Raw genomic sequence first — 26,104 nt, forward strand, 5'->3', positions numbered from 1 at the left:
GCTCGTCGCGCATGAGCGCGACGAGATCACGCCGCCTTCTTCTTCTCCGCGATCGACACCAGCGTGCGCAATATGCGGCGCGCGCCCTCGAGACGGCTCTTCATATCGGCGAAATCGCGGATGAAGACGATTCGCATGTCCGGCCGCACCTTGGCCTGCGTGCTCGGCTCCATCACATAGCGCGCGAGGCCGGCGGGATCGGCGAAATTGCCGTCGCGGAAGGCGACGATGACGCCCTTCGGCCCCGCCTCCAGCTTCTCCACATGCGCCCTGCGGCACAGCGCCTTGATGGCGACGATCTTGAGCAGCAGCTCCACTTCCGGCGGCGTCGGGCCGAAACGGTCGATCAATTCCGCCGCGAAGGATTCGATGTCCTGATCCGTCTCCAATGTCGAGAGACGCCGATAGAGCTGCAGGCGCAACGTCAGATCCTGAACGTAATCTTCCGGTATCGTCACCGGCGCGCCTATGGCGATGGTCGGCGACCACGCCTCCTCCTCCGGCTCCTCTATGCCGGCCTTCAGCAGAGTGATCGCATCGCCCAGCATCTGCTGATAGAGCTCATAGCCGACCTCCTTGATATGGCCGGACTGCTCCTCGCCCAAGAGATTGCCTGCGCCGCGAATGTCGAGATCGTGACTCGCGAGCTGGAAGCCGGCGCCGAGCGTGTCGAGGCTCTGCAGCACTTCGAGACGCTTCTGCGCTTGCGGCGTGATCGTCTTGTTCGCGGGCGTGGTGAACAGCGCATAGGCGCGCGTCTTGGAGCGGCCGACGCGGCCGCGCAGCTGATAGAGCTGCGCGAGGCCGAACATATCGGCGCGCCAAACGATGAGCGTGTTGGCCGTCGGAATGTCCAGCCCAGACTCGACGATCGTCGTCGAGAGCAGAATGTCGAATTTCCCCTCGTAGAAAGCCGTCATGCGCTCTTCGAGATCGCCGGCCGCCATTTGCCCATGCGCCATGACGAATTTCGCCTCCGGCACGGCCTCGCGCAAAAATGCGGCGGCGTCTTCCAAATCTTCTATGCGCGGGCAAACGAAAAAGGCTTGGCCGCCGCGATAGCGCTCGCGCAGCAGCGCCTCGCGCACGATGAGCGGATCGAAGGGAGAAACGAAGCTGCGCACGGCGAGGCGATCGACCGGCGCTGTCGCGATGAGCGACAATTCACGCACGCCGGTCATGGCGAGCTGCAAAGTGCGCGGAATGGGCGTCGCCGAGAGCGTCAGCACATGCACCTCGGCGCGCAGCTCCTTCAAGCGCTCCTTATGGCCGACGCCGAAATGCTGCTCCTCATCGATGATGACGAGGCCGAGATCCTTGAATGAGATCGCCTTGCCGAGCACGGCATGGGTGCCGACGACGATATCGACCGTGCCATCCGCAATGCCGGCCTTGGCGAGGCGCGTGTCGGCGCTATTGGTCATGCGCGACAATTGCGCGATACGAATCGGCAGGCCGGAGAAACGCGTCGAGAAGGTTCGGTAATGCTGGCGCGCGAGCAAGGTCGTCGGCACGACGACGGCCACTTGGCGGCCGTTGATCGCCGCGCAAAAGGCGGCGCGCAGCGCCACTTCCGTCTTGCCGAAGCCGACGTCGCCGCAGACGAGCCGATCCATCGGCCGGCCCGAGGCGAGATCGTCCAGCACGGCCTCGATCGCCGCGGCCTGATCCTCCGTCTCGTCGTAAGGGAAGCGCGCGCAAAATTCGTCGTAGAGCCCTTCCGGCGGGACGAGCTTATTCGCCTGCCGCAGGCTGCGCTGCGCCGCGATCGCGATGAGGCCCTTGGCCATCTCGCGAATGCGATTCTTCATCCGCGCCTTGCGCGTCTGCCAGCCGACGCCGCCGAGCTTGTCGAGAACCGCCTCCGTATCCTCGGAGCCGTAGCGCGTCAAAAGCTCGATATTCTCGACCGGCAGATAGAGCTTGTCGCCGCCGGCATAGTGAATCTCGAGACAGTCGTGCGGCGCGCCGGCGGCGGTGATCGTCTCGAGGCCGATGAAGCGGCCGATGCCGTGATCGACATGCACGACGAGATCGCCGGCCGAGAGCGCGGCGACCTCGCCGAGCAGATTTTCCGTATGCTTGGTCTTGCGCCGACGCCGCACGAGGCGGTCGCCGAGAATGTCCTGCTCGCCGAGAATGGCGAGGCCTTCCGTCTCGAAGCCATGCTCCACGCCGAGCACGGCCAGCGCCGCCGCGCCCTTGCCGAGCGCCAGAGCGGCGGGCAGAGAGGAAACCGTCTTGAGATCGCGCAGCCCATGCTCGGCGAGCACGCTGCCGAGACGCTCGCAGGAGCCGTCCGACCAGCCGGCGACGACGACGGTTCTACCGGCGGCGCGCAACGATTTCACATGGGCGACGGCGGCCTCGAAGACATTGGCGTTCTCGTCATTGCGCTCGGGCGCGAAATCGCGGCCGGCGCGCGCGGCGCAATCCACCGTCTCCTTGCCGGCGCCGTCCGGCGCGGCGAAGGGCGAGAAGGTCGCGAGGCTGCGCCCCTCGAGCTTGCCGCGCCATTCCTCCATGGTGAGATAGAGCTGGTCCGGCGGCAGCGGCTTGTAATTGGAATCGGCCGGCGCGGCGTCATAGGCGAATTTGCGCGCGTCGTAATAATCGGCGATCTGCGTCAGCCGCTCGCCGGCGGCCTCCTCCACCAGCGGATCGAGCAGCAGCGGGGCCTCGCCCACATAATCGAAGACGCTGCCCATGCGCGCATAGAACAGCGGCAGCCAATGTTCGGCGCCCTGATGACGGCGGCCCTCGCTGATCGCCTCATAAAGAGCGTCGCCGCGCGTCTGTCCGCCGAAGCGCGTCGTGTAGGCTTGGCGAAAGCGCCGCATCGTGTCGCTGGTGAGCCGCAATTCGCTCATCGGCACGAGATCGAGCGAGCGCAATTGCCCCGTGGTGCGCTGGCTCTCGGGATCGAAGCTGCGAATCGATTCGAGCGTGTCGCCGAAGAAATCGAGGCGGATCGGCCCCGGCATTCCCGGCGCGTAGAGATCGACGATGCCGCCACGCTGGGCGTATTCGCCGGTCTCGCGCACGGTCGAGGAGCGCAGAAAGCCGTTTGTCTCCAGCCACAGCGCCAGCTCGTCGAGACGCACGACATTGCCGGGCGCGGCGGAAAATGTGTCGGCGGCGACATTTTCCAGCGGCGGCACGCGCTGCAGCAGGCAATCCACCGTGGTCATGACGACGCGGGGCCGCTCTGCCGAGGATTTGGAGCGGGCGAGGCGCGCCAGCGCCGTCATGCGGCGGGCGGAAATCGCTGCGTTGGGCGAGACGCGATCATAGGGCTGGCAATCCCAGCCGGGAAAATCCAGCGCCTCCGCCTCGGGCGCGGCGAATCGCAGCGCCTCGCGAAAGGCCGCCGAGCGCTGCGCATCGCGCGCCACATGGACGAAGACGGCCGGCCGTCCTTCCGCGACGCGGGCCAGCGCGCGGGTGAGATCGGCGGCGACGAAAGCGTCGAAACCGTCCGGGACATTCACGAAGCGGAGCTTGTCGCCTTTTTCCAGGCGGGCGACCGCGGATTTGAGATCGGTCATCGGAAGGTCGGGCTTTTTATCGCTGTTCGAATTCGCATGTTCTCGCGGAGCATGCTCTCAAAGATCGATCGGCTTCTCATGGGTGTGGAAAGCCGCGATCCGGCGGAAGAGGGGCGTGTCGTAGCGTGGGGGAACCGGCTCGGCGCGCGACAGCCAGCGGAAGACCACGTCATCCTCGGCGTCCAGCAGCGCTTCGAGATCGTCGAGCTCGGCCTCGGGCAGAGAATCGACCGTGGCGTCGACGAAACGGCCCATCAATATGTCCATCTCGCGCATGCCGCGGCGCCAGGCGCGAATTTTTATGCGCTTGCGGCGAATGTCGGAATCGTCTGGCGTCGAGTGGCTCAAGGGCGGAAATCCGCGGGCGGACAGGGGCTAAGTACAAGAATGCGCGCGCCGGGCCGCCATTTCGGGCGCCGGCGCGAGACCGCAGGAATTAGCGCAGCCGGCGCGGAAAAGATAGATCATCCACAGCCTGTGCGAAGCCGTGCGAGACTGTCGTCGAGACAGTTGCAATCACGCTTCGATTACGGCATAAGGACCCCCGTCGCGTCGCCGCGACACGGATGCGGGTGTAGCTCAGGGGTAGAGCACAACCTTGCCAAGGTTGGGGTCGAGGGTTCGAATCCCTTCGCCCGCTCCAAAAAATCTCAATTAAAATCAGAAAGTTGAAAACGGCCCTTCGGGGCCGTTTCTGCTTAGAATACCTGAACTCTCGACTGCTCGAAGCGGAATCCATGCACTCGGATCAAAACCGCCGGGCGAGGGTTTCGGCCGCTTTGGCTCGGAGACCATATAGCCGCGGTGACGGCATCGTTCACGAGAATGTCGGCGGTTCCTGCATTGGCCGTGTGCGGGAAGCTCCAGCTCCACGCCGCCGATAGCCAAAGCGGGTGTGAATCGCCCGACATTTTTCGGTGCGCTCACCCCGCTGACGGCCTCCCGCCGGATTTCTCGCGCTTTTTTTCCCGCGGAGTGGCTGTGTTCGGCCGCTCGCACACGCAAGCGGCGATTCAAGCCGTCGTCCAGATTCGGATTGTGATGTTGGCTATGCAACCTCCAGTACCGCCGTCAGCGAATTGAGCAGAGAGAACGTCGTCGATGTAAAATTCGAGGAAACCAAGCGCCAGCAAGGGGGAAGCCCGCCGAGTTTCTGTATAGGCCGATAAGGGGTTGTCGGTAAGAGCCATCGGCGAGGACTTGCCGAAAATGGCGTCATCGATTGATTGGTCGAAGAAGCCGGCGAGGCCGTCGTGAAAGGGATCGAGTGCGTCGGCTTTTGTCTGTGCGTCGAGAACGTCGTCTTTCGAACCGCCGCTCGGAAAGCCGGCCAACTCTCGCCCAGATCGAAGGCGCGGGAGCAAAATCGCGGCTTGCACCGAGAGTGAAGCAGAGCCGCCTTGAGAGCGACACGACAACGGTCACAGCTATTCGGCGTCGCGCGTCCCAATTTAATCGGGGCTCCGTATCGCCCACCTTCATTACGCTCCTAGTCTAGGCGTCCAGAAATGCTCGCGCTTGGCTCACGAACAGCGAGTGGTGCTGGAAGAGTGCTCCATGGCCGGAGTCGGGATATAGAATGAGCTGAGCATTGCTCATCGCTTTGAACATCGCATAAGCGTTGCCCGCTGGCAGCATGGTGTCATGGCTGCCGCTCACCACCAGACTGGGCTGCTCGATCGCTCGTAGGAGCGCGTGCCCGGGATCTGGCGTTGCGCACCAGGTGATCAGCGCCTTCGCCTGTGGATCGGTTACGGCGCTGCCGTTGTCGCTGTCCCGATCTTCCTTCCGGGCGTAGACTCGATCGAGAAAAGCCCTGCCAGCGGCTTGGCTGGCCGCCGATCGAGTAAAGAACAGCGGCAGCCGCGGATCCGGCGCTTCGGTATGGGAGAACGCCTCCTCGAGAACCGCCAGCAAATGCTCTTCGCCGCCTTGTGGCGCTGTGCCGACGAGGATCAGCTTCCGGACGAGCGAGCCGTGTTCGGCCGCGATCTGCTGAGCGACGCAGCCGCCGAGCGAGTATCCTAGCAGATCGACTTTCGAGAAGCCGAGAAGGTCGAGAAATGTCACGGCGTCGCGGGCCATGGCCGCGACATTGTCCGGTGTCTCGCCCGTGGAACGGCCGACGCCGGCGTTGTCGAACGCGACCACCGGACGATCCAACGCCAGGGCTGTAGATTTCCGTCGAGATTTGACCCGGGATTTCCATTGAGAAGTGACCCGGGTTGAAGATGGCTTGCGGCTCAGTCGGTCGTCAAGTTTTGGTCTTTTCCTTTGCAGGTTTGTCCGCCTTCGCCGAGCTGTCCTTGAACCGGAAGCTGTCGTTTCCAGTTTCGAGGATATGGCAGCGGTGAGTGAGGCGATCGAGCAGAGCCGTCGTCATCTTGGCGTCCCCGAAGACGGCGGCCCATTCGCCGAAGCTCAGATTCGTCGTGATGATGACGCTGGTTCGCTCGTAGAGCTTGCTCAGCAGATGGAACAGCAACGCCCCGCCGGAGCCGCTGAACGGCAGGTAGCCGAGCTCATCGAGGATGACGAGATCGGAATGAACGAGCCGCGCCGCGACTTGGCCCGACTTGCCTTGGTGCTTTTCGGCTTCGAGCGCGTTTACGAGCTCGACGGTGGAGAAGAACCGCACACGCTTTCTGTGATGCTCGATCGCCTGGACGCCGATCGCTGTCGCCAGATGCGTCTTGCCCGTGCCAGGTCCCCCGACCAGGACGGCGTTATGCGCATCCTCGAGGAACTCGCAGCGATGAAGCTGGCGCGCGAGCGCCTCGTTGACCTCACTGCTGGCGAAGTCGAAGCCGGCGAGATCGCGATAGTTCGGGAACCGCGCGGACTTGAGCTGGTAGGCGATCGATCTCACCTCCCGGTCGGCGGTTTCCGCCTTCAAGAGTTGCGACAGGATCGGCAGCGCGGCCTCGAAGGCCGGGGAGCCTTGCTCGGTCAGCTCGCTGACGGCTTGCGCCATGCCGTGCATTTTGAGACTGCGCAGCATGATGACGATGGCGCCGGCGGCGGGATTATGACGCATGGCGCGCCTCCCGACCCTTGCGCAGCGCGTCGTAACGCTCGACATTGGCCTGCGGCTCGGTGGTGAGCGTCAGCGCGTTGGGCGGTTTCACGGGCGGCGCGTCGACCGGCTTGCCGTCCACCAAGCGATGCAACAGGTTCAAGATGTGCGTCTTGGTCGGCGCGCCGGCCTCCAGCGCCAATTGGACGGCGGTCAGCACGGCCTGCTCGTCGTGCTGTAGGACCAGAGCCAAAATCTCGACCATCTCACGGTCGCCTCCCGGCTTCTCGAGCATGCGCTGTTGCAGCGTCCGTAAGGCGACCGGCAGTTCCGCGAAGGGCGCGCCATTGCGCAGCGCGCCCGGCTTGCGCTGGATGACGGAGAGATAATGCCGCCAGTCGTAGACCGTCACGCTCTTGTCGTCATGCGACCGGGCGAAGACGCGGGCGTGCTCGCACACGATCTGCCCCTCGGCGGCGACGACGACGCGCTCAGGGTAGACCCGCACGCTGACGGGGCGATTGGCGAATGAAGCCGGCACGCTGTAGCGATTGCGGTCCAGATGGATCAGGCACGTCGGCGTGACCCGCTTGGTGTGTTCGACGAAGCCGTCGAATGGCCGCGGAGGCTGCATCAGTTGCGGAACCTCCTCGCGCCAAGCCTCCGCGATCGTCCCCGGCTGCGCGCTGTGCGGAATCTCGGCCCACAGCTCGCGGCATCGCGCCTCCAGCCAGTCGTTGAGCGCCGCCAGCGACGGAAAGCTCGGGATTGGCTGCCAGAGGCGATGACGAGCATCCTGAACGTTCTTCTCGATTTGCCCCTTTTCCCAGCCGGAGGCCGGATTGCAGAATGCGGCCTCGAACAGGAAGTGGCTGACCATCGCGGCGAAGCGGGCGTTGACCTGGCGTTCTTTGCCACGCCCGATCTTGTCGATCGCGGTGCGCATGTTGTCGTAGACGCCTCGCCGGGGCACGCCGCCCAGCACGCGGAAGGCGTGGTTGTGGGCGTCGAAGAGCATCTCATGCGTCTGCTGCGGGTAGGCGCGAAGGAAGAACGCACGGCTGTAGGAGAGCTTGAACTGGGCGACCTGCAACTTCGTCCGCTCGCCCGCGATGATCGCCCAATCCTCCGACCAGTCGAACTGGAACGCCTCGCCGGGCAGAAACGTCAGCGGCACGAACGCGCCGCGCCCGCAGGTCTGCTGCTCCCGATGCCGCGCCGCCTTCCACTCGCGCGCGAACGCCGCCACGCGATTGTAGGAGCCGTCGTAGCCGAGGGCGACCAGATCCGCGTGCAACTGCTTGACCGTCCGCTTCTGCTTGCGCGATTTTGCGGCCTCCTGACGCAGCATGTGCGCCAGCTTGTCGGCGAACGGATCGAGCCGGCTCGGTCGATCGGGCGTGGCGAACCCCGGCTCCACGCTGTCCGAGCGCAGGTATTTGCGCACCGTATTGCGCGACAGCCCCGTGCGTCGCGCAATCTCCCGGATCGAAAACTCCTGCCGATATCGCCAGCGTCGGATGACGCTCAATAACTCCATGTCGATCACTCCAAGGTCCCCCACGACGGTCGAGGGGGAAAGGTTCGAACATGGGTCAGTTCTCGGTGGAAAAACTCGTGCTGCCTGGGTCAGCTCTCAGTGGAAATCAACACCGATATTGGATCGACTGCGACAAGCGCCTCAAAGTGTCAGGGCGCTGAAAGCGCTCGCCCGACGCGCCTCGCAGACGTCGGCGACGTTTCCCCGAGGCCGTGCAGCGAGCGGCGCGCCCAGACCGATCGGCGCCGCTCTTCGCATTTATGCGATCCTTACGAACACGAGCCTTCTTCCGCATCGACCCTTTACTTGGAGCCGATCCACATTGTCCTCGCGGTCCATACCCCGGATCGCGGCATCGTGAGCGCACTTATGACTATTTCTCCGAATACCCCGATCGAACCGCCGTTTCGACGAATTGCTTCCGACTTGCGATTTGTCGTCGGCCAAGATCGACACGGACGCTGGATAGCCGTCGAAGATCTCGGGCGCGGGGGAGGCATTTTCGTCAGTCGGCTGGCGGCTCTTCAATACGTCGCCTCCGAAACCGGCCAGCCACCGGAGTCCGTCCACTTCACGAACAAACGCCTGAGCTTCAGGAGCTAGGTCGATGTGGCCCGTGATTCCATCTAACGAGCTGGACCGCCTGTCGTCCCCTGTCCAAGACAGTCGGACGACGCCCGAGGCGAGCGCTGGCCCTAAACTCGAAGCGCCGCCAGCGTTCCACGCCTCGTTTACGGCGCTCGTGACCCCTTTCGACAATGACGGCGTCGCGAAAAAAACATTCGCCGATCTCGTCGCCTGGCAAATCGATGAAGGCGTCCAGGGATTGGTTGTCTGCAGCGCGACGGGCGAAGGGCGGACGCTTACGCCTCAAGAACGGGTTCAAGTCCTCCGGCTCGCAACTGAAGCCGCCGGAAATCGTGCTTCGATCGTTGCGGACACTGGAACCGACTGCACCCGCGAAAGCGTCTCTCTGACGCGAGCGGCGCAGTCCGCAGGCGCCACGGCCGCGCTCATTGTCACCCCATCCTATAACAAGCCGAGTCCCGCCGGACTTTTCCGACACTATTACGAAATCGCCCGCTCTGTAGACATTCCCCTGATCGTCGGGATCGATCCGGTGAGGACAGGCGTCGACATCGGCCCGGATACGCTCGCGCGACTGGCGGAGATAGAGAATATCGTCGGGCTCGTGGACGCGACCGGCGATTTCGACCGCTTCCCGCGCCACGCCTTTTCGTTGCGCTCCGAATTCGCCCGGCTCTCCGGTGACGACCACGCCTGCCTCATGTTTCGCATGGCCGGCGGGCATGGGTCAGTTTCGATCGTCGCCAACGCGGTTCCGAAAATCTGGTCAGAAATGCAACAGGCGAGCACGCGCGGAGACTGGGCTCGCGCCGCGATGATCCAGAAACAGCTGCTGCCTTTGCTTTCGGCCTTTCGCATGGAAGCCGGTCCGGGGCCGATCAAATACGCCCTGTCCTATTTACGCCCCTGGTTCAATCCGAATGTGAGACTGCCGCTCGTTCCGGTCAAATATGAAACCGGAAGCGCCGTTGTCGCGGCGCTCAGAGAGCTAGAGCTTATCGATTGAGCAAACGAGACCGCTACTCCTCCCGAGACAACGGCTTTTCTGACTCCAAAAATCGATAGCCGACGCCCAATTCGGTCTCGATGATGCGGGGCACAGCCGGATCGTCTTCGATCTTGGCGCGCAGCTTTCCGATGAAAACGCGCAGGTACTGGAGATCGTTCTGATGCGCCGGTCCCCACACCGACCTCAATATCTCGTTGTGGGTGACGAGACGGCCGGGACGACGCGCCAGAACGAGGAGAAGGTCATACTCTTTTGGCGTCAGATTTATCTTGATCCCGTGCTTCGTTACCTGATGCTTGACGGTATCCACGATGAGGCCGAGCGCCTCTATTCGAGACGGCGGCGGCTCTTTGCAGGGCGTATGCCGAAGCGCTGCGCGCACCCGCGCCATCAGTTCTCCGATGGCAAACGGCTTTTCGACATAATCATTGGCGCCGGCGTCCAAAGCAGCGATCTTCTCGGCCTCGTCGTCACGCGCCGACAATATGATGATCGGCGCATCCGAGAAGATCCGCGCCTCCCGTAGAACCTCTTTTCCGTCCATGTCGGTCAGGCCGAGATCGAGCACTGTGACGTCGGGAGCCGAAGCTGCAATCATCTTCAGAGCCTCTCCGCCGGTCATTGCTTTCAACGGTTCGTAGCCGCACGCTTTGAGGGCCGGACGAAGAACGCGGTGGATTTCCGGCTCATCGTCGACAACGAGAACGCGAATTTGGCGCGATCGGCGCGCGTCCTCTCCCTCCCCATCTCCGACCATCGAAGCTCCGTGATTGTATGGCATCTGACCTGCCGCCTCTCTGGACTCCTCGGCCTTCGGGCGCTCGCCCGAAAAGGCAATCCAGCTGTGCATGAATAGATCGATGCGCGCCGGGCCGGAAAACGCTGTTCGCGCTCCCAGTCCGGCGCTCGACAATCGTCAATGAAGCTCGTCCAACGCCAGATTGAGCTCCAGCACATTGACGCGCGGCTCGCCGATGAAGCCGGCGAGACGCTGCTCGATCTGCTTCTCGATCAGCGCGCGGACGCGGGCTTCGGGAAGCTTGCGCGCGGCGGCGACGGCGGGCGCCTGCGCCAACGCGAATTGGGGCGAGATGTGCGGATCGAGACCGGACGCCGACGTCGTCACCGCGTCGGCGGCCACCATGTCGACGCGGCCCGCCGCAAACTCCGCCTCGATCGCGGCGTTCACTCGATCGACGAGCTTTTGCGAGGTCGGGCCGAGGTTCGAGCCCGACGAATTGGCGGCGTTATAGGGCGCGTCGACCGTCTTGCTTGAATCATTCGGGTCGGGCGCGCTCGTCGCCGAGGGGCGACCGTGGAAATAATTGTCCGCGGCGAAGTTCTGACCGATCAGCCGCGAGCCGACGATGACGCCCTTGCGCTCGACGAGACTGCCATTGGCCTCATCGCGGAAAGCGATCTGCGCGAGGCCGGTGATCGCCAGAGGATAGGCGAGCCCCGTGAGAAGGGTGAACAGAACGATCATGACGATCGCGGGACGAATTTGGGAGAGCATCGATAGGCTCCTTTAAGCGAGATGCAGAATCGACACGATGATGTCGATCAGCTTGATGCCGACGAAGGGAATGATGACGCCGCCGAGGCCGTAAATCAGCAGATTGCGCCGCAGCAGCGCCGCAGCGCCGATCGGCCGATAGGCGACGCCCTTCAGCGCCAGCGGGATGAGCGCGATGATGATCAGCGCGTTGAAGATCACCGCCGAGAGGATCGCCGATTGCGGCGAGGCGAGCTTCATGACGTTGATCGCGCCGAGCTCGGGATAGGTCACGATGAACAGCGCCGGAATGATCGCAAAATATTTCGCGACGTCATTGGCGATGGAGAAGGTCGTGAGCGAGCCCCGCGTCATCAGCAGCTGCTTGCCGATGGCGACGATCTCGATGAGTTTGGTCGGATCGCTGTCGAGATCGACCATATTGCCGGCCTCGCGCGCCGCCTGCGTGCCGGTCTGCATGGCGACGCCGACATCGGCCTGCGCGAGCGCCGGCGCGTCATTGGTGCCGTCGCCGCACATGGCGATGAGGCGTCCGCCCTGCTGCTCTCTCCGAATATAGGTGAGCTTGTCCTCGGGCGTCGCCTGCGCGAGAAAATCGTCGACCCCGGCTTCCGAAGCGATCGCCGCCGCCGTGACCGGATTATCGCCCGTCACCATCACCGTCTTGATGCCCATGGCGCGCAGCTCGGCGAAACGGGCCTTGATGTCGGGCTTGATGATGTCCTTGAGATGCACGACGCCGAGCAGGCGATCGTTCTCGCTCACGGCGAGCGGCGTGCCGCCGGCGCGCGAGATGCGCTCGACCGCGCGGGTGAAATCCTCCGGCGCGCGCAAGGTCGAGAGGCCGGCGCGCTCGAGAATCCCGGCGACCGCGCCGCCAGACCGGTCGGCTCCGGAATCGGCATGACCGGCGAAAGGCTGCGTCTGGGCGAGAACCGCGTCGACCGCGCCCTTGCGCAGCGAGCGGCCGGGCAGATCGAGACCCGAGATCCGCGTATGAGCGGAGAAGGGAACGACGCGCGCGTCGGCGCCGAGGTCCGGGGCCGCGAGGCCGTAGCGGCTCTTGGCGAGAGCGACGATCGAGCGCCCCTCGGGCGTCTCGTCCGCGAGGGACGCGAGCAGCACCGCCTCCGCCAGCTCATGCTCGCCGACGCCGCCGACGGGGATGAACTCGTCGGCCATACGATTGCCGAAAGTGATCGTGCCGGTCTTGTCGAGCAGCAGCGTGTCGACGTCGCCCGCCGCCTCGACCGCGCGGCCGGAAGTGGCGATGACGTTGAAGCGGATCAGACGATCCATGCCGGCGATGCCGATTGCCGACAGGAGGCCGCCGATCGTTGTCGGGATCAGGCAGACGAGCAGCGCGATCAGCACGGTCAGCGACAGCACCGTTCCCGAATAATTGGCGAGCGGCCACAGCGTCGTGCAGACGATCAGAAAGATGATCGTCAGACCCGACAGCAGGATCGACAAAGCGAGCTCGTTCGGCGTCTTCTGCCGCTCGGCGCCTTCGACGAGCGCGATCATGCGATCGATGAAGGTCGAGCCCGGCGCGGCAGTGATCGTCACCCGCACCCAGTCGGACAAGACCGTTGTGCCGCCAGTGACGGCCGAGCGGTCGCCGCCCGCCTCGCGAATGACCGGCGCGGATTCGCCGGTGATCGCCGACTCGTTGACGGAAGCGACGCCTTCGACGACCTCGCCATCGCCGGGAATGAGATCGCCCGCCTCGACGAGCACGACATCGCCGACCCTCAGATCGAGGGCCGAAACGAGATCGAAGGCGTCGCGCGAGCCGCTCTTCAACCGCTTGGCCTTGGTGTCTGTGCGCGTGCGGCGCAGAGCGTCGGCCTGCGCCTTGCCGCGCCCTTCCGCCACCGCCTCGGCGAAATTGGCGAAGAGCACGGTGAACCACAGCCAGGCTGCGATCTGGCCCGAGAACAGAGCGGTTCCGTCATGCGCGAAGAGATCGCGAACGAACAATATCGTGACGACGGCCGAGACGGCCTCGGTGACGAAGATCACCGGATTGCGCGCCAGCCTGCGCGGATCGAGCTTCTTGAAAGCGTCGATTGCCGCGCGGCCGACGATGGCCCGATCGAACAGGCCGGGAGCTGCGACTTTGGACGACATTTGCGTGGATCTCCGGATCAGAAGGTCTTGCCGGCCGCGAGCAGCAGATGCTCGACGACGGGACCGAGCGCGAGCGCCGGGAAATATTGGAGCAGATAGAGGATGACGATGACGCCGATCAGCAATCCGACGAACAGAGGTCCATGCGTCGGGAACGTGCCGCTGGAGGCCGGGGCCTTCTTCTTGGCGGCGAAGGAACCCGCCATCGCCAGCACGGGAATGACATAGGCGAAGCGTCCGAGCGTCATCGCCAGGCCGAGCGTGGTGTTGTACCAAGGGGTATTGCCGGTAAGGCCCGCGAAGGCCGAGCCATTATTGTCGGTCGTCGAGGCGAAGGCGTAGAGAATCTCCGACAGGCCGTGCGGGCCGGCATTGTTGAGGCTCGCGAGCGCGCTCTGCAGCAACACCGAAGCCCCGGAGAAGCCGAGCACGCAGAGCGGGTAGATCAGCACGGCCAGCATGGCGAGCTTCATCTCGCGCGCCTCGATCTTCTTGCCGAGATATTCCGGCGTGCGGCCGACCATCAGGCCCGCGACGAAGACGGCCACGACGGCGAGCACCAGGAAGCCATAGAGACCGGCGCCCACGCCGCCCGGCGCGATCGAGCCCATGAGCATGTTGAACAAGGGAACGAGACCGCCGATCGGCATGAACGAATCATGCATCGAGTTGACGGCGCCTGTGCTGGTGCCGGTCGTCGCCGCGGCGAAGAGCGCGCTGGTCGCGACGCCGAAGCGCACTTCCTTGCCCTCCATATTGCCGGGCGAAGGATCGACGCCGATCGACGCCAGCAGCGGATTGCCGCCAGCTTCCGCCCAGTAGGCGATGAGCACGCCCGAGACGAGCACGATGAGCATAGTGATCGCAATCGCGCGGCCCTGACGAAAGTCGAGCACGGCGCGGCCGAAGGCGAAGGCGAGCGCGAAGGGGACGACGAGCAGCGACCAGATCTCCAGCATATTGGAGATCGCGTTGGGGCTTTCGAACGGATGGGCCGAATTGGCGTTGAAGAAGCCGCCGCCATTGGTGCCGAGCTCCTTGATCGCCTCCTGGCTCGCGATCGGGCCGATCGAGATGACCTGCTTGGCGCCTTCGAGCGTCGTCGCCTCGACGGAGCCGAGAAGCGTCTGCGGCACGCCGAGCGCCACGAGCACGAGCGCAACGACGATCGACAGGGGCAGCAGCACATAGAGCGTGCCGCGGGTGAGATCGACCCAGAAATTGCCGACCGTCGGCGACTCGGCCCGCGCGAAGCCGCGCACCAGCGCGAAGGCCATGGCGAGGCCGGTCGCCGCCGAGAGGAAGTTGTGAACGGTGAGACCGAGCATCTGCACGAGATGGCTCATCGTCGTCTCGCCGGAGTAATTCTGCCAGTTCGTATTGGTGATGAAGCTGATCGACGTGTTGAAGGCGAGATCGGACGGGACCGCATCGAAGCCCTGCGGATTGAGCGGCAGGACGTTCTGCAGCCGCTGTAGCGCATAGAGCGACAGAAAGCCCGCGACGCTGAAGGCGAGCATGGCGATCGTATAGACGAACCAGCTCTGCTCCCGCGCAGGATCCACGCCGGAAAGCCTGTAGAACGCGCGCTCGACCGGAAGGAGAACGGGCGTCAGAAATGTGCGCTCGCCCGCGAGGACGCGAGCGATGAAGGCGCTGAGCGGCACGGCCGCGACGATGACGGCTGCCAAAACGAAGGCGATTTGCGCCAGGCCAATGGCGTTCATGATATTTTCCTTTGCGGAACCCGAAATGCTCGGATCAGAACTTTTCGGGATGAAGGAGCGTGTAGACGAGATAGGCGCCGAGCAGCAGCGCGACGCCCAAGCCGACGATCGGTTCGAACATCATTCGTTCCTTTTTTCAGAGCCGCCCGCAGGCGCGCGCGTAAAGGCCCATCAGCACGAACAGAAAGGCGCCGAGGCCGACATAGACGAGGTCGAGCATAGTCTGTCTCCATATCGACAATGCGTCGGGATATGCCCGCAAAGCACATAAAGGCGCTATTCGGATTTGCGCCTTTGCGTATAAGGACGGCATAAAAAAATCGACGCGCCCCGCCATAGGCCCGGGTTATCGATCGAAGCAGAAATATTTGTTATTTCAGTAGATAATGGCCGAGCGCGTGAGCTGTGCAGTCCGGCATCGCGGAAGCGCGCCTTTGCGCGGCGCCGACGTCGACGCGTCGCACCATCACGATGAACAATGCTCCGGCTGCAAGCCCGATCAGCGAATGTTACGTCCGCAGCCTCTCGGCGCGACCAATGTAGCAAATCCACCCGCAGAGCGGATAATCCTCCGCGGAGGATGAAGAACCGCAGCGCTCTAAAGAATGACGCCAGAGGCAGCTTGAGACCGCCATCAGTGGTGGCGCTCGACCCATCTCGTGGAATATACATCGCCGAGAAGCTCCACGGATCTGCGGCTATCGACGCTGGGTCGCCCCATCCTCTCGAACGCATGTCGACGACGCCTCAGCCGAGCCGAGGCCCGCGCGCGCCATTCATCCTTGGCGAGCTCCCACTCCAATTCCGGCGCCGAATCCCACGCGCCCCTATAAATTCGCCAAGCAAAAGCGTAGGCGACCAGCAGCCCGATCAACGCGACCGCGATTTCCATATAGCCGAGCACGTCCACCTCCCACTCTGGATGTACGAGCAGGAGAATGCCGCGAGCCGGCATAAAGAGGCTATACGAATTGCCGCCCGCTCGCATAAGGATCACATAATCGAAAGGCTGATCTCGCGCCCACGAGGCAAAAGCGGTCACGCTAGCGAAGACCCAGACGTTTCAGCAAGATCGGCATCGTCAGTCCCTGCACGACGACAGAGAACGCCACGACGCCGAAGGTGACGACCACGACCTCCTCGCGCAGCGGCAGGCTCGCCGGAAGCGACAAGGCCAGAGCGAGAGCCAGAGCGCCACGCAACCCGCCCCACCACAACACATGTTGCTCGCGGAGCGATATCGCCCAATTCGAACCACAGAACATCAGGCTCAGCGGGTAGACGGTCAACCCGCGCGCAACGAGCACCAGGATGACGGCGATCGGCAGCGCAGCCAATTCTCTCGATTCGAACGCCGTGCTCGCGATGGCCGCGCCCATCAACAAAAAAACCACGGAATCGGCGAGAAAAGCGGCGAACTCCCAGAACAGGAGAATGAACGCTCGCCCCCTCGAGCTCAAAAAGCCCTTTCTGTCCGCCCGCCGCGGCCCGAAATTGCCGATGAGAAAGCCGGTGCCGACAGTGGCGAGCACGCCAGAAACATGCAATTGCTCGGCGAGGAAAAATGATCCAAAGGCGGCGACGGTGGTCAGAGCGGCTTCGATCATATGTTCCGACGTGCGCCAAGCGACCAGCATAGCAGCGCCTGCGCAGACCACTCCAACGGCGACGCCGCCCAAGACAATGCGCGCCAGAGCGCCCACGGTCGAAAGACTCACAGGCTCTCCATCGCCTTGCGCCCACGCGAGCGCGACGACGAAGAGAACCGCCGCGACCCCGTCATTGAATAGGCTTTCGCTCTCGACGAGAACTCGGAGGCGACCCTTCAGCCCCTGATCCTTGAACATCGCAATGACCGAGACCGGATCGGTCGCAGCTATCAGGGCGCCGAAGACGAGCGCGGTCGGGGCCGGCCAATGAAGCGCCAGCGCCATTCCACACGCGACAACGCCCATGGCGATGACCGTTCCAAGGCATGACAAGACGAATATCGGCGGGGCGTCTCGCAACAGATCGCGGCCCGACAGGGTGAGCGCCGCCTGGAACAGCAGCGGCGGAAGTATCAAATGGAAAATGAGGTCATGCGTGAGCGGAACGCCCAAATTCGCTTTCGACAAGGCCAGAACGGCCCCCGTCGCGACGAGTCCGACAGTGTAAGGGAGCTCGAATCGCCGCGCGGCTATCGCGACGATCATCGCGACCGCGAGCACACCGATGATTTGTTCGACCGAGTTGTCCATTTAGCGATTCTGCCGCGAGGGAAGTTCCAGCTCTGCCTCGGCCATGATAAGGATTCGTCCTCTCGCCTTCATCCAAAATCGAAGCCGAGCATCGAAAATCGGCGCCGGCCCCGATGGCCAGGAGCTATGCTTCACCCGAGACGGGCATGAAGGTCTCGTGGTTCTTGCACACGCTGCGCCCGTTGTTCAATCTGGCTTCCACTCGAAGCGGCACAGCAATTGGACTCGTAGAACGAATGGCCGAAACGGAAAGGAACTTCGAACGGCGCCCTGACCCCGACGCGCTTCTCGCGCTGGCGGACCAGGAAAAGGACGGCAAGCTGCGCGTCTTTTTGGGCGCGGCTCCCGGCGTAGGAAAGACCTACGCCATGTTGGCCCGGGCGCGGGGGCTGAAGATGGACGGCGTCGACGTCGTGATCGGCCTCGTGGAGTGTCACGGTCGGTGCGAAACAGAAGGGCTGCTGGAAGGTCTTGAGATCCTCCCCCGTCGTAAGATCGAATACCGCGGGCGCGAGCTCGAAGAGTTCGACATCGACGCAGCGCTGACGCGCAGACCGAAGCTCATCGTCGTCGACGAGCTCGCGCATACCAACGCGCCCGAGAGCCGGCACCCCAAGCGCTGGCAGGACGTCGAGGAGCTCCTCGGCGCCGGCATCGACGTCTGGACCGCTCTCAATATCCAGCACCTCGAGAGCCTGGCCGATGTCGTCGCCAATATTACGGGCGTCGCGGTGCGAGAGACCGTGCCCGACCGCATGCTGCAGGATGCGTCAGATGTCATCCTGGTCGACGTCACGCCAGACGACCTCCTTCAAAGACTGAAGGAAGGGAAGGTCTATGTTCCTGAAACCGCCAAGCGCGCCATCCAGAATTTTTTCACGACCCGTAATCTGACCGCGCTCCGCGAGCTGGCTCTGCGCCGGACGGCCGAGCGCGTCGATGACCAGATGGTTGATTATCTACGTCAGAGCGCCATCGAAGGCCCATGGGCGACCTCCGAACGATTGCTCGTATGCGTCGGACCCGACACACTATCGGAGATCGTCGTCCGCGCGGGCGCACGCCTCGCGACCGGCCTCAATGCATCCTGGATCGCCCTATACGTCGAACGCTCCGGACAGGAAGAACGAAGCCCCAAGCGCCTCGAGCGCATCGACGACGTATTGAAGCTGGCAGAGCGCTTGGGGGGCGCGATCGAGCGGCTCTCCGGTCCCGATCTGCCGACCGAGGTTTTTCGTTTCGCGAGCCGCGAGAATATTACGCAAATTGTAATCGGCCATTCACGCGCCGGATTCGTCTCCAGGCTGCTGCATCGGTCTTTGACCGAAGAAATCGTACGGCGCTCGCGAGACATCGCCGTGCATGTCATTCCGGATAGCCAAGTAAAGCCGGAAGCAGAAGGCGGCATGCAACGGCGCGTCTTACGCGGATCCGAATTTTGGGTGGGCATGGGAGCCGCGGCGGCTTCGGTGGCATGCGCGGTCGGCGCCGTGCGGCTATTGGAATTGTGGCTGGCGCTGCCGGCTCGTTCGACCCTTTTCTTCATTTCCGTCGCGCTTTGCGCGCTGCGTTTCGGAACGACCTCCGCGATCGCAGCGTCGATTCTCTCATTTGCCGCTTTCGACTTCTTCTTTTCCGAGCCACGCTACCAGCTGACGATTTCACAGCCTGTCGAATTCCTTTCGTTGCTCGTCTTCCTCGTCGCGGCGATCATTATCGGGGCGCTCGCAGGTCGCGTGCGCGAGCAGGCCCAGTATATGCGAATGCGGACGCAGGCGGCTCAGTCCCTGTTCGAATTTTCGCGCAAGCTGTCCAGCGCCCCCAAGCTCGATGATGTGCTATGGGCCGCGGCGGTCGATGCACAAAAAGCGCTGGACGCGAAATGCGCTGTTCTGCTCTTGCCCGACGATGGCGAGCTGCGCGTATCCGCCGCTTGGCCTCCTATCGATCAATTGGACCCCGGTGAGTCCAGCTCGGCCCGATGGGCCTACCAAAAGGCCGAACCCGCGGGATGGCGGACCGCGACCTTGCCGAATGTCCGTTTTCAATTTCGTCCGCTTGCGACGACTAGGGGCGTCGTCGCCGTGCTCGGCATCGAACCGGAAAAGCCCGATGAGCCGCTGTCGCCTCAAACGGAACGGATGCTGACCTCGATCCTCGAGCAGACAGCGATCGCGATCGACCGCTCTCTCTTGGTCGGCGAATCCGTGAAAGCGGCCGCCCTCGAGGAAAACGAGAAGCTCCGCACGACGCTCCTCGCTTCGCTCTCGCACGACCTGCGCACGCCGCTCGCCTCGATCACAGGGGCTGTCACGAGCTTGCGGCAGCTCGGAGATAGGATGACGGCGGCTGATCGTCAGGATCTATTGGCATCGATCGAGGAAGAATCCGGACGCCTCTCGCGCTTCGTCGTCAATCTGCTCGACATGTCGCGCATCGAAGCGGGCGCTCTCAAGCCCCGCCGCGAGCTGATGGATATCGGCGACGTCGTCCACAATGCAGTCGAACGAAGCCGCAAGGAGTTTCCGCAACTCGTAATCTCGGCTAGCTTGGCGCGGGACTTGCCGCTCATTCGCGGCGACTCTAATTTATTGAGCCAGATCCTGTTCAACCTGCTCGACAATGCGCATAAATATGGCGGCGATTCCGCCTCCCTTTACGCTAGAACCGACGGAAATGAAGTCGTCCTCACCGTCACCGACGAAGGGCCCGGCGTGAAGCCCACAGACCTCGAGCGCATATTCGAAAAATTCTATCGCGGAGGACGCGTCGATGGACGGAAGGCCGGAACCGGCCTCGGTCTATCGATCTGCCGAGGACTCGTCGAAGCGATGGGCGGAACAATTGTCGCGCAAAGCCCCGCAATACGCCGGCGCGGCACGCGCTTCATATTGCGCTTCCCCATTCCCGACGAGCAGCGACAAGGGGCGCTCGCATGAGCGGCCCTCGCATTCTCCTTGTCGATGACGAACCGCAGCTTCGCAGGGTCCTGCGACCCGCTCTCGCCGCCTGCGGTTACGAAGTCATCGAAGCGGCGACGGGCAGAGACGCCCTCGAGGCGATCGCAGCCTCCGCGCCCGACATTGTCGTGCTCGATCTCGGTCTTCCCGATATGGATGGAAAAGACGTGCTCGCGCGAGCGCGCGCCTTTTCGCAGGTTCCGATCTTGATCCTTTCGGCCCGCGAACGAGAGACCGAGAAGATCGCCGCGCTCGACTCCGGCGCGAATGACTATATCGAAAAGCCATTCTCGATCGGCGAGCTCCTGGCGCGTCTGCGCGCCGCCTTACGTCACACATCCAAGACCGAGGGCGCCTTCCGAGAAGTCGAGAGCTGCGGCCTCCGTGTCGATATGGACAAGCGGCTCGTGACGAAGAATGGCAAACCGATCAAATTGACGCCCAAGGAATACGACCTCCTGACGGCTCTCGCGCGGCATCCTGGCCGCCTGCTCACGCATAGTCAGATCCTTTCCGCGGTCTGGGGCCCTGCCCATCGGCAAGATACGCAATACCTGCGAGTTTTCGTCGGTCAATTGCGCGCAAAGATCGAGGATGACCCTGCGGCGCCGAAGATTATCGTGACCGAGCCCGGCGTCGGATATCGTTTCGTCACGGCATGACGGCTCGCAGTTCGTCAGAACGTCCGACCGTGCGACATCGCCGCCTGTTCGGCCAGCGGGCCGAGGGTCAGCACAGGAAAAAAATCGAGCAGCGTGATGATCAGCGCGATACCGAGTAGAAGGAGGGAGAACAGCAGGCCGTCCGTCGGGAATGTGCCGGCTGACGGCTTGGCCTTTTTCTTTGGGGCGAGTGACCCGGCGATCGCCATGATCGGTATGATGCTCGCGAGACGGCCGATCAACATCACGACGCCGGTCGACGAATTGAACCAAACCGTATTCACCGAAAGCCCGCCGAAAATCGAGCCATTGTCGGCGCTCGTCGAGGCGAAAGCATAGAGGAGCTCGCTGAATCCATGTGGTCCTGCGTTGCCGAGACTGTCGAGCGCGGTTTTGAGATTGACCGATACAGCGGCAAAGCCGAGCACCAATGCGGGAGTGAGCAACAGCGACAACATTGCGAGGCGAATTTCCCGCGCCTCGATCTTCTTGCCGAGATATTCCGGCGTGCGGCCTACCATGAGACCGGCGATGAAGACCGAGAGAATAGCGAGCAGAAGCATGACGTAGAGATTCGTTCCTACTCCGCCGGGAGCGATACATCCCATCAGCAGATTGAGCATCGGCACGAGCCCGCCGATGGGCGTCAATGAATCGAGCACGGCATTGGCTGCGCCTGTTCCCGTTCCCGTCGTAGCGGCGGCGAAGAGCGCAGCGCCCGCTAGTCCGAAACGCAGATCCTTTCCCTCGAGGTTGCCGCCCGCAGCGTCGACGCCCAGCTCGGTCAGGAGCGGGTTACCGGCCGCCTCACTCCGATAGAGAAGCACGAGACTGACGAAGAAAATGATCGACATGGTGATCAGGAGGCTACGCCCCTGGCGTAGATCGCCCACCATTCGACCAAAGGCGAAAATGAAGGCAACCGGAAGCACGAGCTGGCTCCAGTTCTCGGCCATATTGGACAATGCGCTCGGATTTTCAAATGGGTGCGCCGAATTGGCGTTAAAGAATCCGCCACCGTTGTTCCCGAGCAACTTTATCGCTTCCTGGCTCGCCACAGGTCCTATCGCGATCGTCTGTCTCGCGCCTTCGAGCGTCATCGCCTCGAACGATCCGGACAAAGTCTGCGGAACGCCAAGAGCGACGAAGAGCAGAGCCGTGAAGATCGACAGCGGCAGAAGCACGTAGAGAACTGAACGTGTCATGTCGACCCAGAAATTTCCGATCGTCGTGGATTCGTTGCGAACGAAGGCGCGCGTCAATCCGATTGCGAGGGCCATGACAACGGCCGTGTCGAGAAAATTGTGCGCGGTCAGGCCGGCCATTTGAGCGAAATGGCTCATTGTCGTTTCGCCAGCGTAAGCTTGCCAATTGGCGTTGGTGATAAAGCTGATCGCGGTATTGAACGACAGGTCAGGCGCAAGCCCGTCGCGGCCCTGAGGATTGAAAGGAAGGACGGCTTGCGATCTCAAAGTCAGATATAGACAGAGAAAGCAGCCGCCGACAAAAGTCAGCATCGAAAGCGTGTATCGCAACCAATCTTGTTCTTCATCTGGATCGATGCCGGACAGTCGGTAAATACCTCGCTCCAACGGACCGACAATGGGACTGAGAAACGTCCGACGGCCTTCGAATATTGCCGCCATGAAGCTTCCGAGAGGAATGGCGCATACGACGACGAGCGCCAAGACGATGATGATTTCGAGCCAGCCGAAGGCGCTCATGATGTCCTCGCTTCTCTTTGCACTGCATTCATAGACGCGTCAGGACATTCTTCGCTTGGCGGAGTTGCATCGCGGCCGCACGCGCCAAGCCCGAAACGGATAAGAGTGACCGGATATCGCATTTGCTCCGGCGAGAACCAAGAGAGCCCCGAAGCCGAGAGCAATGATCGGCTGACCGAGAGCGCCCAGCTCCGATTGAACCAGTTCCAACATGTCCGTCTCCTATCGCTGTTGAAGCTGACAAACTATGTTGGATGGCCTCGTAAAGGCGCCATTCCGAATGTGCTCCCCGGACGTTAGGACCACATAAAGCTTCGCGCCCGATGTATGGCGACTTCGCCATGCGCCACGTCGCTCTAGGCGTTCAGCGTGACCTCGATCTCACCCCGCGCCCGACCTCGAGCATGAGTTGGAAGCGCGGATTTTGTCACGCTCCAGTTGATGACGATGGAGCGGGTGCGTTGCCTCAACGACCCTACCATTGCGGCCGAGCAAGAGATCCCGGTTCGGTCATACCGAGGCTCGACAAAAATATTCGGCCCAATACGCGACAACTCGCCATACGACGGCATTTCCTGCGCTTCCACTCATCGATGCGGGTTGGTAAGCGCGGTCGCATTTATACGATCCTTGCGCGCTCTGGCCTCGGTTCGTATCGATCCTTTACCTCGAGATGAGGCATATTGTTCGTACCCTGCAACTCGACGCAGGGCTGACGTTTGGCCAAAGGCGCCGGCGCCGAAGAGGGGGATGGCATGATCGCCATGAAAGTGAAAGAGGCGTCCGGCTGTCGGAACGCCATGCGGCAAGCGCTCGCCGAAGAGATCGAGCTGGTGGAAGGCGCAATTCAGGTGAGAACCGTATCCGTCCACAGGTCTGACGAGTGGTTAAAGAAGCTGTTCGACTGGCACGCTCGGCTCATAGAGGCGCTCGAGCATGAGACGGCGTAGTGTTCATGATTATCCGACTCTGAACCGCCGACGAGCGCCAGCGTTCGTTTGAACTCTTGCTCGTCGGCGGTCAGGAACTTTGCATATTTCTCAAGCCCGACCGATACGCGGCCGCAGCCATGCCATTACGATATCGTACGGCTCTCGCCTGCTGCGAGGCAAACTGTGGCGCTGCAGGGCTACCGTCGCAAAAGCAGCCGCCTGCTGGATCGTTTGTCGTTTCTCACGCGCAAGCGAAGTCCATTCTCGAATAATCGTGCGCCTCGGATTCGATTGGGCCATCTGACTCTCCATTGTCGAGGTGACGGGAAGGCTCACAATGGGATGCGGCGTCATGTTGCGACGCCGCATTCCCCACGTGATGGCGCATCACGCCGCCTTCTTTAGCGGATTGGGTTGAAGTCTCCGCGCTACGAGCGCACGGCCGCACTCATGGATCGAGTCCTGCTGGATCACGTAACGCCGCGTCTCCAGCAACATGCGAAGGCTCTGATTGGCTGCTGGTTTCTGAGCATCGACCCAGACGACCAGGACTCCAGCGGGGCTGAGAAACTTGCGGAGCCAGTCCAACGTCGTCTCGAGATCATGAAGCGTGCGCCCGCGCCAATCGATAAGCGCAATGTCGTATTGACCCGCCGGGCACCCGCAATTTCCGCTAGATGCCGTTCGAGCGTAGCCGCGTCGTTGCAGCTCGATCATCATAGCTATGCTATTCGACCCAGCCATGAGGATGCGATGCTGCTTCGTGCAGTCGCCGAGCGCAAGCATCGGATCAATAATTCTGTGACCAGAAGCGACCCGAACACCAGCCATGACATCACCTGTTGAATGCGAGCTGAGGAAGAGACGATCGCGATGTGACCATCGACGTCTCATCGTCATCCGCGATGACGATGGCGATCATTGTCACGAACGCGCATAAACGTTCCATTCAGAAAATGGACGCTCGAAATAAGAGCCGCATAAAAAAGGTCGCTTCTGGGGACAATTATCAGGCTGCTCCGCACGAGCGACTAGAGCTTGGAAAGCCTAGGATGAACATCGAGGCCGATCATTTTCTTTCGCAACGTATTGCGATTGAGACCGAGCAATTCGGCGGCTTTGATCTGGTGACCGCCAGTGGCCGCTAACGCCTCCGTGATCAGTGGCGCTTCAATCTCGCGGATGACACGGTGATACAGGCCTGGCCTGGGCAGGCGATCGCCGCAGTCCTCAAATAGCTTTCTCAAGACGGGTTTGACCGCGCCAGCGAACGGCGGTTCTTCGCCAACCAGTGAGCGAACAACAGCGCCGCCGAGCTCGTATTGCAGTTCCTGCTCGACAAGTTGCTCCGTTATGATGCTCTGCGGATGAAGAATGGCGATGCGACGAATGAAATTTTCCAGCTCGCGTATATTCCCTGGCCAGCGATAGCGCTTCATGCAATCGAGGGCCCGTGGATCGACATGTTTCGGCGCTGATCCTTCTCTGGCCAAGATTTTCAGGAAGTGATGGACGATATCCGGAATGTCCTCTGTGCGCTCGCGCAAAGGCGGTACGCGCAGAGGCGCTACGTTCAATCGGAAATATAGATCCTCGCGAAACAGACCGTGCCGAACGAGCGCGCGCAGGTCCTTACTGGTAGCGGCGACGATACGGACACTCGTCTTGACGGGCGCACGACCGCCGAGGGTCACATATTCGCCCCGCTCGAGAACGCGCAAGAGTTGCGCCTGCGCCTCCATCGGCAATTCGCCGATTTCGTCGAGAAACAAGGCGCCACCTTCGGCCTCCGCGAAACGGCCGCCCCAGCAGGATTCAGTGCAGCCGAATCCCCTCGGATCGTGCCCGAATAACTCGCTCTCGATCTGCTCTTGCGGAATAGCCGCCAAATTGACGCCGACGAACGGGCCTCCGCTGCGTTTGCCTTGCGCCTGAAGGGTGCGCGCAATCGCCTCCTTGCCCGTGCCGAACTCACCCTCGATCATTACCGCGAAATCCGTCCGAGCGAGATGGGCGAGCAAGCGATGAATGTCCTGCATGGCTTGCGAGCATCCGTTTAACGGGATCCCCGCGATCTCATCGTAAAGGCGCAGCTCGTTCTTTTCGCGCGGCTCGGCAATAGCGCGACCTACGACGCCAATCAGTTCTTTTGCATCGAACGGCTTGGGCAGATAGCCATAGGCGCTGTGCTCGCAGGCGGGGATTGCGGTCACAAGATCACTCTGCGCGCCCGTCACGATGATAGGGAGGTCTGGCCGCAGCTTCTTGATGCGTGGCAGCAGCTCATAGGCGCTCTGCTCTGGCGTGGCAGTGTCGGTCACCACGAGATCGCCTTCACCCGATTGCACCCACCGCCACAAGGTCGCCGCCGCTGCAGTCGCGCGCACTTCGTAACCCGCGCTCGAGAGCGCCTGCGCTACGGCGATCCGGTCCGCGGCGTTATCGTCGGCAATGATAATTTCGCCCTGAGCCATTCCGCCGCCCTCGAATATCGGAGAGAGATCTTTCA

Annotated in this window: 20 protein-coding genes and 1 tRNA gene; 5 read left to right on the forward strand and 16 right to left on the reverse strand. The window is 62.4% G+C overall.

Going from position 1 to position 26,104, the window contains the following annotated elements:
• Positions 1-26 precede the first annotated feature (26 nt).
• The gene (mfd, locus tag K369_RS19320) at positions 27-3,548 is read right to left on the reverse strand and encodes a transcription-repair coupling factor (protein WP_036293407.1); all 3,522 of its coding nucleotides are present in this window, start codon (positions 3,546-3,548) and stop codon (positions 27-29) included.
• A 57-nt stretch (positions 3,549-3,605) separates the two neighbouring features.
• Complete coding sequence (locus tag K369_RS19325; protein WP_024878041.1) at positions 3,606-3,896, reverse strand: succinate dehydrogenase assembly factor 2; 291 nt, start codon at positions 3,894-3,896, stop codon at positions 3,606-3,608.
• 220 nt (positions 3,897-4,116) lie between these two features.
• Here K369_RS19325 and K369_RS19330 point away from each other — a divergent pair.
• A tRNA-Gly gene (locus K369_RS19330) sits at positions 4,117-4,191 on the forward strand.
• Between the two features lie 17 nt (positions 4,192-4,208).
• Here the strand turns inward: K369_RS19330 and K369_RS28310 are convergent.
• The 5 genes from K369_RS28310 to istA form a co-directional block, all read right to left on the reverse strand.
• The gene (locus tag K369_RS28310) at positions 4,209-4,547 is read right to left on the reverse strand and encodes a hypothetical protein (RefSeq protein ID WP_371033329.1); all 339 of its coding nucleotides are present in this window, start codon (positions 4,545-4,547) and stop codon (positions 4,209-4,211) included.
• 14 nt (positions 4,548-4,561) lie between these two features.
• Positions 4,562-4,882 (reverse strand): hypothetical protein, encoded by a 321-nt coding sequence (locus tag K369_RS26680; RefSeq protein WP_036293410.1) that lies wholly within the window; start codon positions 4,880-4,882, stop codon positions 4,562-4,564.
• A gap of 160 nt (positions 4,883-5,042) precedes the next feature.
• Positions 5,043-5,891 (reverse strand): alpha/beta fold hydrolase, encoded by an 849-nt coding sequence (locus K369_RS19340; protein WP_084570742.1) that lies wholly within the window; start codon positions 5,889-5,891, stop codon positions 5,043-5,045.
• Positions 5,803-6,585 carry an IS21-like element helper ATPase IstB gene (gene istB / locus K369_RS19345; RefSeq protein ID WP_036286363.1) on the reverse strand — a complete coding sequence of 261 codons (783 nt, stop codon included), beginning with the start codon at positions 6,583-6,585 and terminating at the stop codon, positions 5,803-5,805. The genes K369_RS19340 and istB overlap by 89 nt, the downstream gene beginning before the upstream one ends.
• Positions 6,575-8,104 (reverse strand): IS21 family transposase, encoded by a 1,530-nt coding sequence (gene istA, locus K369_RS19350; protein ID WP_156967678.1) that lies wholly within the window; start codon positions 8,102-8,104, stop codon positions 6,575-6,577. Before istA ends, istB begins: the two co-directional genes overlap by 11 nt.
• Positions 8,105-8,711: 607 nt before the next feature.
• On the opposite strand from istA, the gene dapA reads away from it, so the two are divergent.
• Positions 8,712-9,698 (forward strand): 4-hydroxy-tetrahydrodipicolinate synthase, encoded by a 987-nt coding sequence (gene dapA / locus K369_RS19355; protein WP_084570743.1) that lies wholly within the window; start codon positions 8,712-8,714, stop codon positions 9,696-9,698.
• Between the two features lie 13 nt (positions 9,699-9,711).
• Here the strand turns inward: dapA and K369_RS19360 are convergent, their stop codons facing one another.
• The 6 genes from K369_RS19360 to K369_RS19385 form a co-directional block, all read right to left on the reverse strand.
• On the reverse strand, positions 9,712-10,458 hold the full coding sequence (locus tag K369_RS19360) for a response regulator (protein WP_051949551.1): 747 nt from the start codon (positions 10,456-10,458) through the stop codon (positions 9,712-9,714).
• Between the two features lie 159 nt (positions 10,459-10,617).
• A complete protein-coding gene (gene kdpC / locus K369_RS19365; protein WP_036293417.1) occupies positions 10,618-11,217 on the reverse strand; it encodes a potassium-transporting ATPase subunit KdpC in 600 nt (199 codons plus the stop codon).
• 12 nt (positions 11,218-11,229) lie between these two features.
• Positions 11,230-13,350: a potassium-transporting ATPase subunit KdpB gene (gene kdpB, locus K369_RS19370; RefSeq protein ID WP_036293420.1), complete on the reverse strand. Its 2,121-nt coding sequence runs from the start codon at positions 13,348-13,350 to the stop codon at positions 11,230-11,232.
• Positions 13,351-13,367: 17 nt separating this feature from the next.
• Positions 13,368-15,077, reverse strand: coding sequence for a potassium-transporting ATPase subunit KdpA (gene kdpA / locus K369_RS19375; protein WP_036293422.1), 1,710 nt, complete (start codon positions 15,075-15,077; stop codon positions 13,368-13,370).
• 34 nt (positions 15,078-15,111) lie between these two features.
• Positions 15,112-15,201 (reverse strand): K(+)-transporting ATPase subunit F, encoded by a 90-nt coding sequence (gene kdpF / locus K369_RS25720; RefSeq protein WP_084570744.1) that lies wholly within the window; start codon positions 15,199-15,201, stop codon positions 15,112-15,114.
• A 919-nt stretch (positions 15,202-16,120) separates the two neighbouring features.
• On the reverse strand, positions 16,121-17,317 hold the full coding sequence (locus K369_RS19385; RefSeq protein WP_036293427.1) for a sodium:proton antiporter: 1,197 nt from the start codon (positions 17,315-17,317) through the stop codon (positions 16,121-16,123).
• Between the two features lie 236 nt (positions 17,318-17,553).
• Here K369_RS19385 and K369_RS19390 point away from each other — a divergent pair, with 236 nt between their 5' ends.
• The gene (locus tag K369_RS19390) at positions 17,554-20,256 is read left to right on the forward strand and encodes a sensor histidine kinase KdpD (RefSeq protein ID WP_036293429.1); all 2,703 of its coding nucleotides are present in this window, start codon (positions 17,554-17,556) and stop codon (positions 20,254-20,256) included.
• Positions 20,253-20,939, forward strand: a complete 687-nt coding sequence (locus K369_RS19395; protein WP_036293431.1) for a response regulator — start codon at positions 20,253-20,255, stop codon at positions 20,937-20,939. The genes K369_RS19390 and K369_RS19395 overlap by 4 nt, the downstream gene beginning before the upstream one ends.
• A 14-nt stretch (positions 20,940-20,953) precedes the next feature.
• Here the strand turns inward: K369_RS19395 and kdpA (K369_RS19400) are convergent, their stop codons facing one another.
• Positions 20,954-22,663 (reverse strand): potassium-transporting ATPase subunit KdpA, encoded by a 1,710-nt coding sequence (kdpA, locus tag K369_RS19400; protein ID WP_036293434.1) that lies wholly within the window; start codon positions 22,661-22,663, stop codon positions 20,954-20,956.
• Positions 22,664-23,382: 719 nt separating this feature from the next.
• Between kdpA (K369_RS19400) and K369_RS19405 the strand changes: the two genes are divergently transcribed.
• Entirely contained in the window at positions 23,383-23,613 is a 231-nt protein-coding gene (locus tag K369_RS19405) for a hypothetical protein (RefSeq protein WP_036293437.1), read from the forward strand.
• A 369-nt stretch (positions 23,614-23,982) separates the two neighbouring features.
• Here the strand turns inward: K369_RS19405 and K369_RS19410 are convergent, their stop codons facing one another.
• Entirely contained in the window at positions 23,983-24,426 is a 444-nt protein-coding gene (locus K369_RS19410; RefSeq protein ID WP_198033162.1) for a hypothetical protein, read from the reverse strand.
• Between the two features lie 200 nt (positions 24,427-24,626).
• Positions 24,627-26,069 carry a sigma-54-dependent Fis family transcriptional regulator gene (locus K369_RS19415; RefSeq protein ID WP_036295932.1) on the reverse strand — a complete coding sequence of 481 codons (1,443 nt, stop codon included), beginning with the start codon at positions 26,067-26,069 and terminating at the stop codon, positions 24,627-24,629.
• Between the last annotated feature and the right edge of the window lie 35 nt (positions 26,070-26,104).

The organism is Methylosinus sp. PW1 (genome assembly GCF_000745215.1).
Classification (GTDB): Bacteria; Pseudomonadota; Alphaproteobacteria; order Rhizobiales; family Beijerinckiaceae; genus Methylosinus.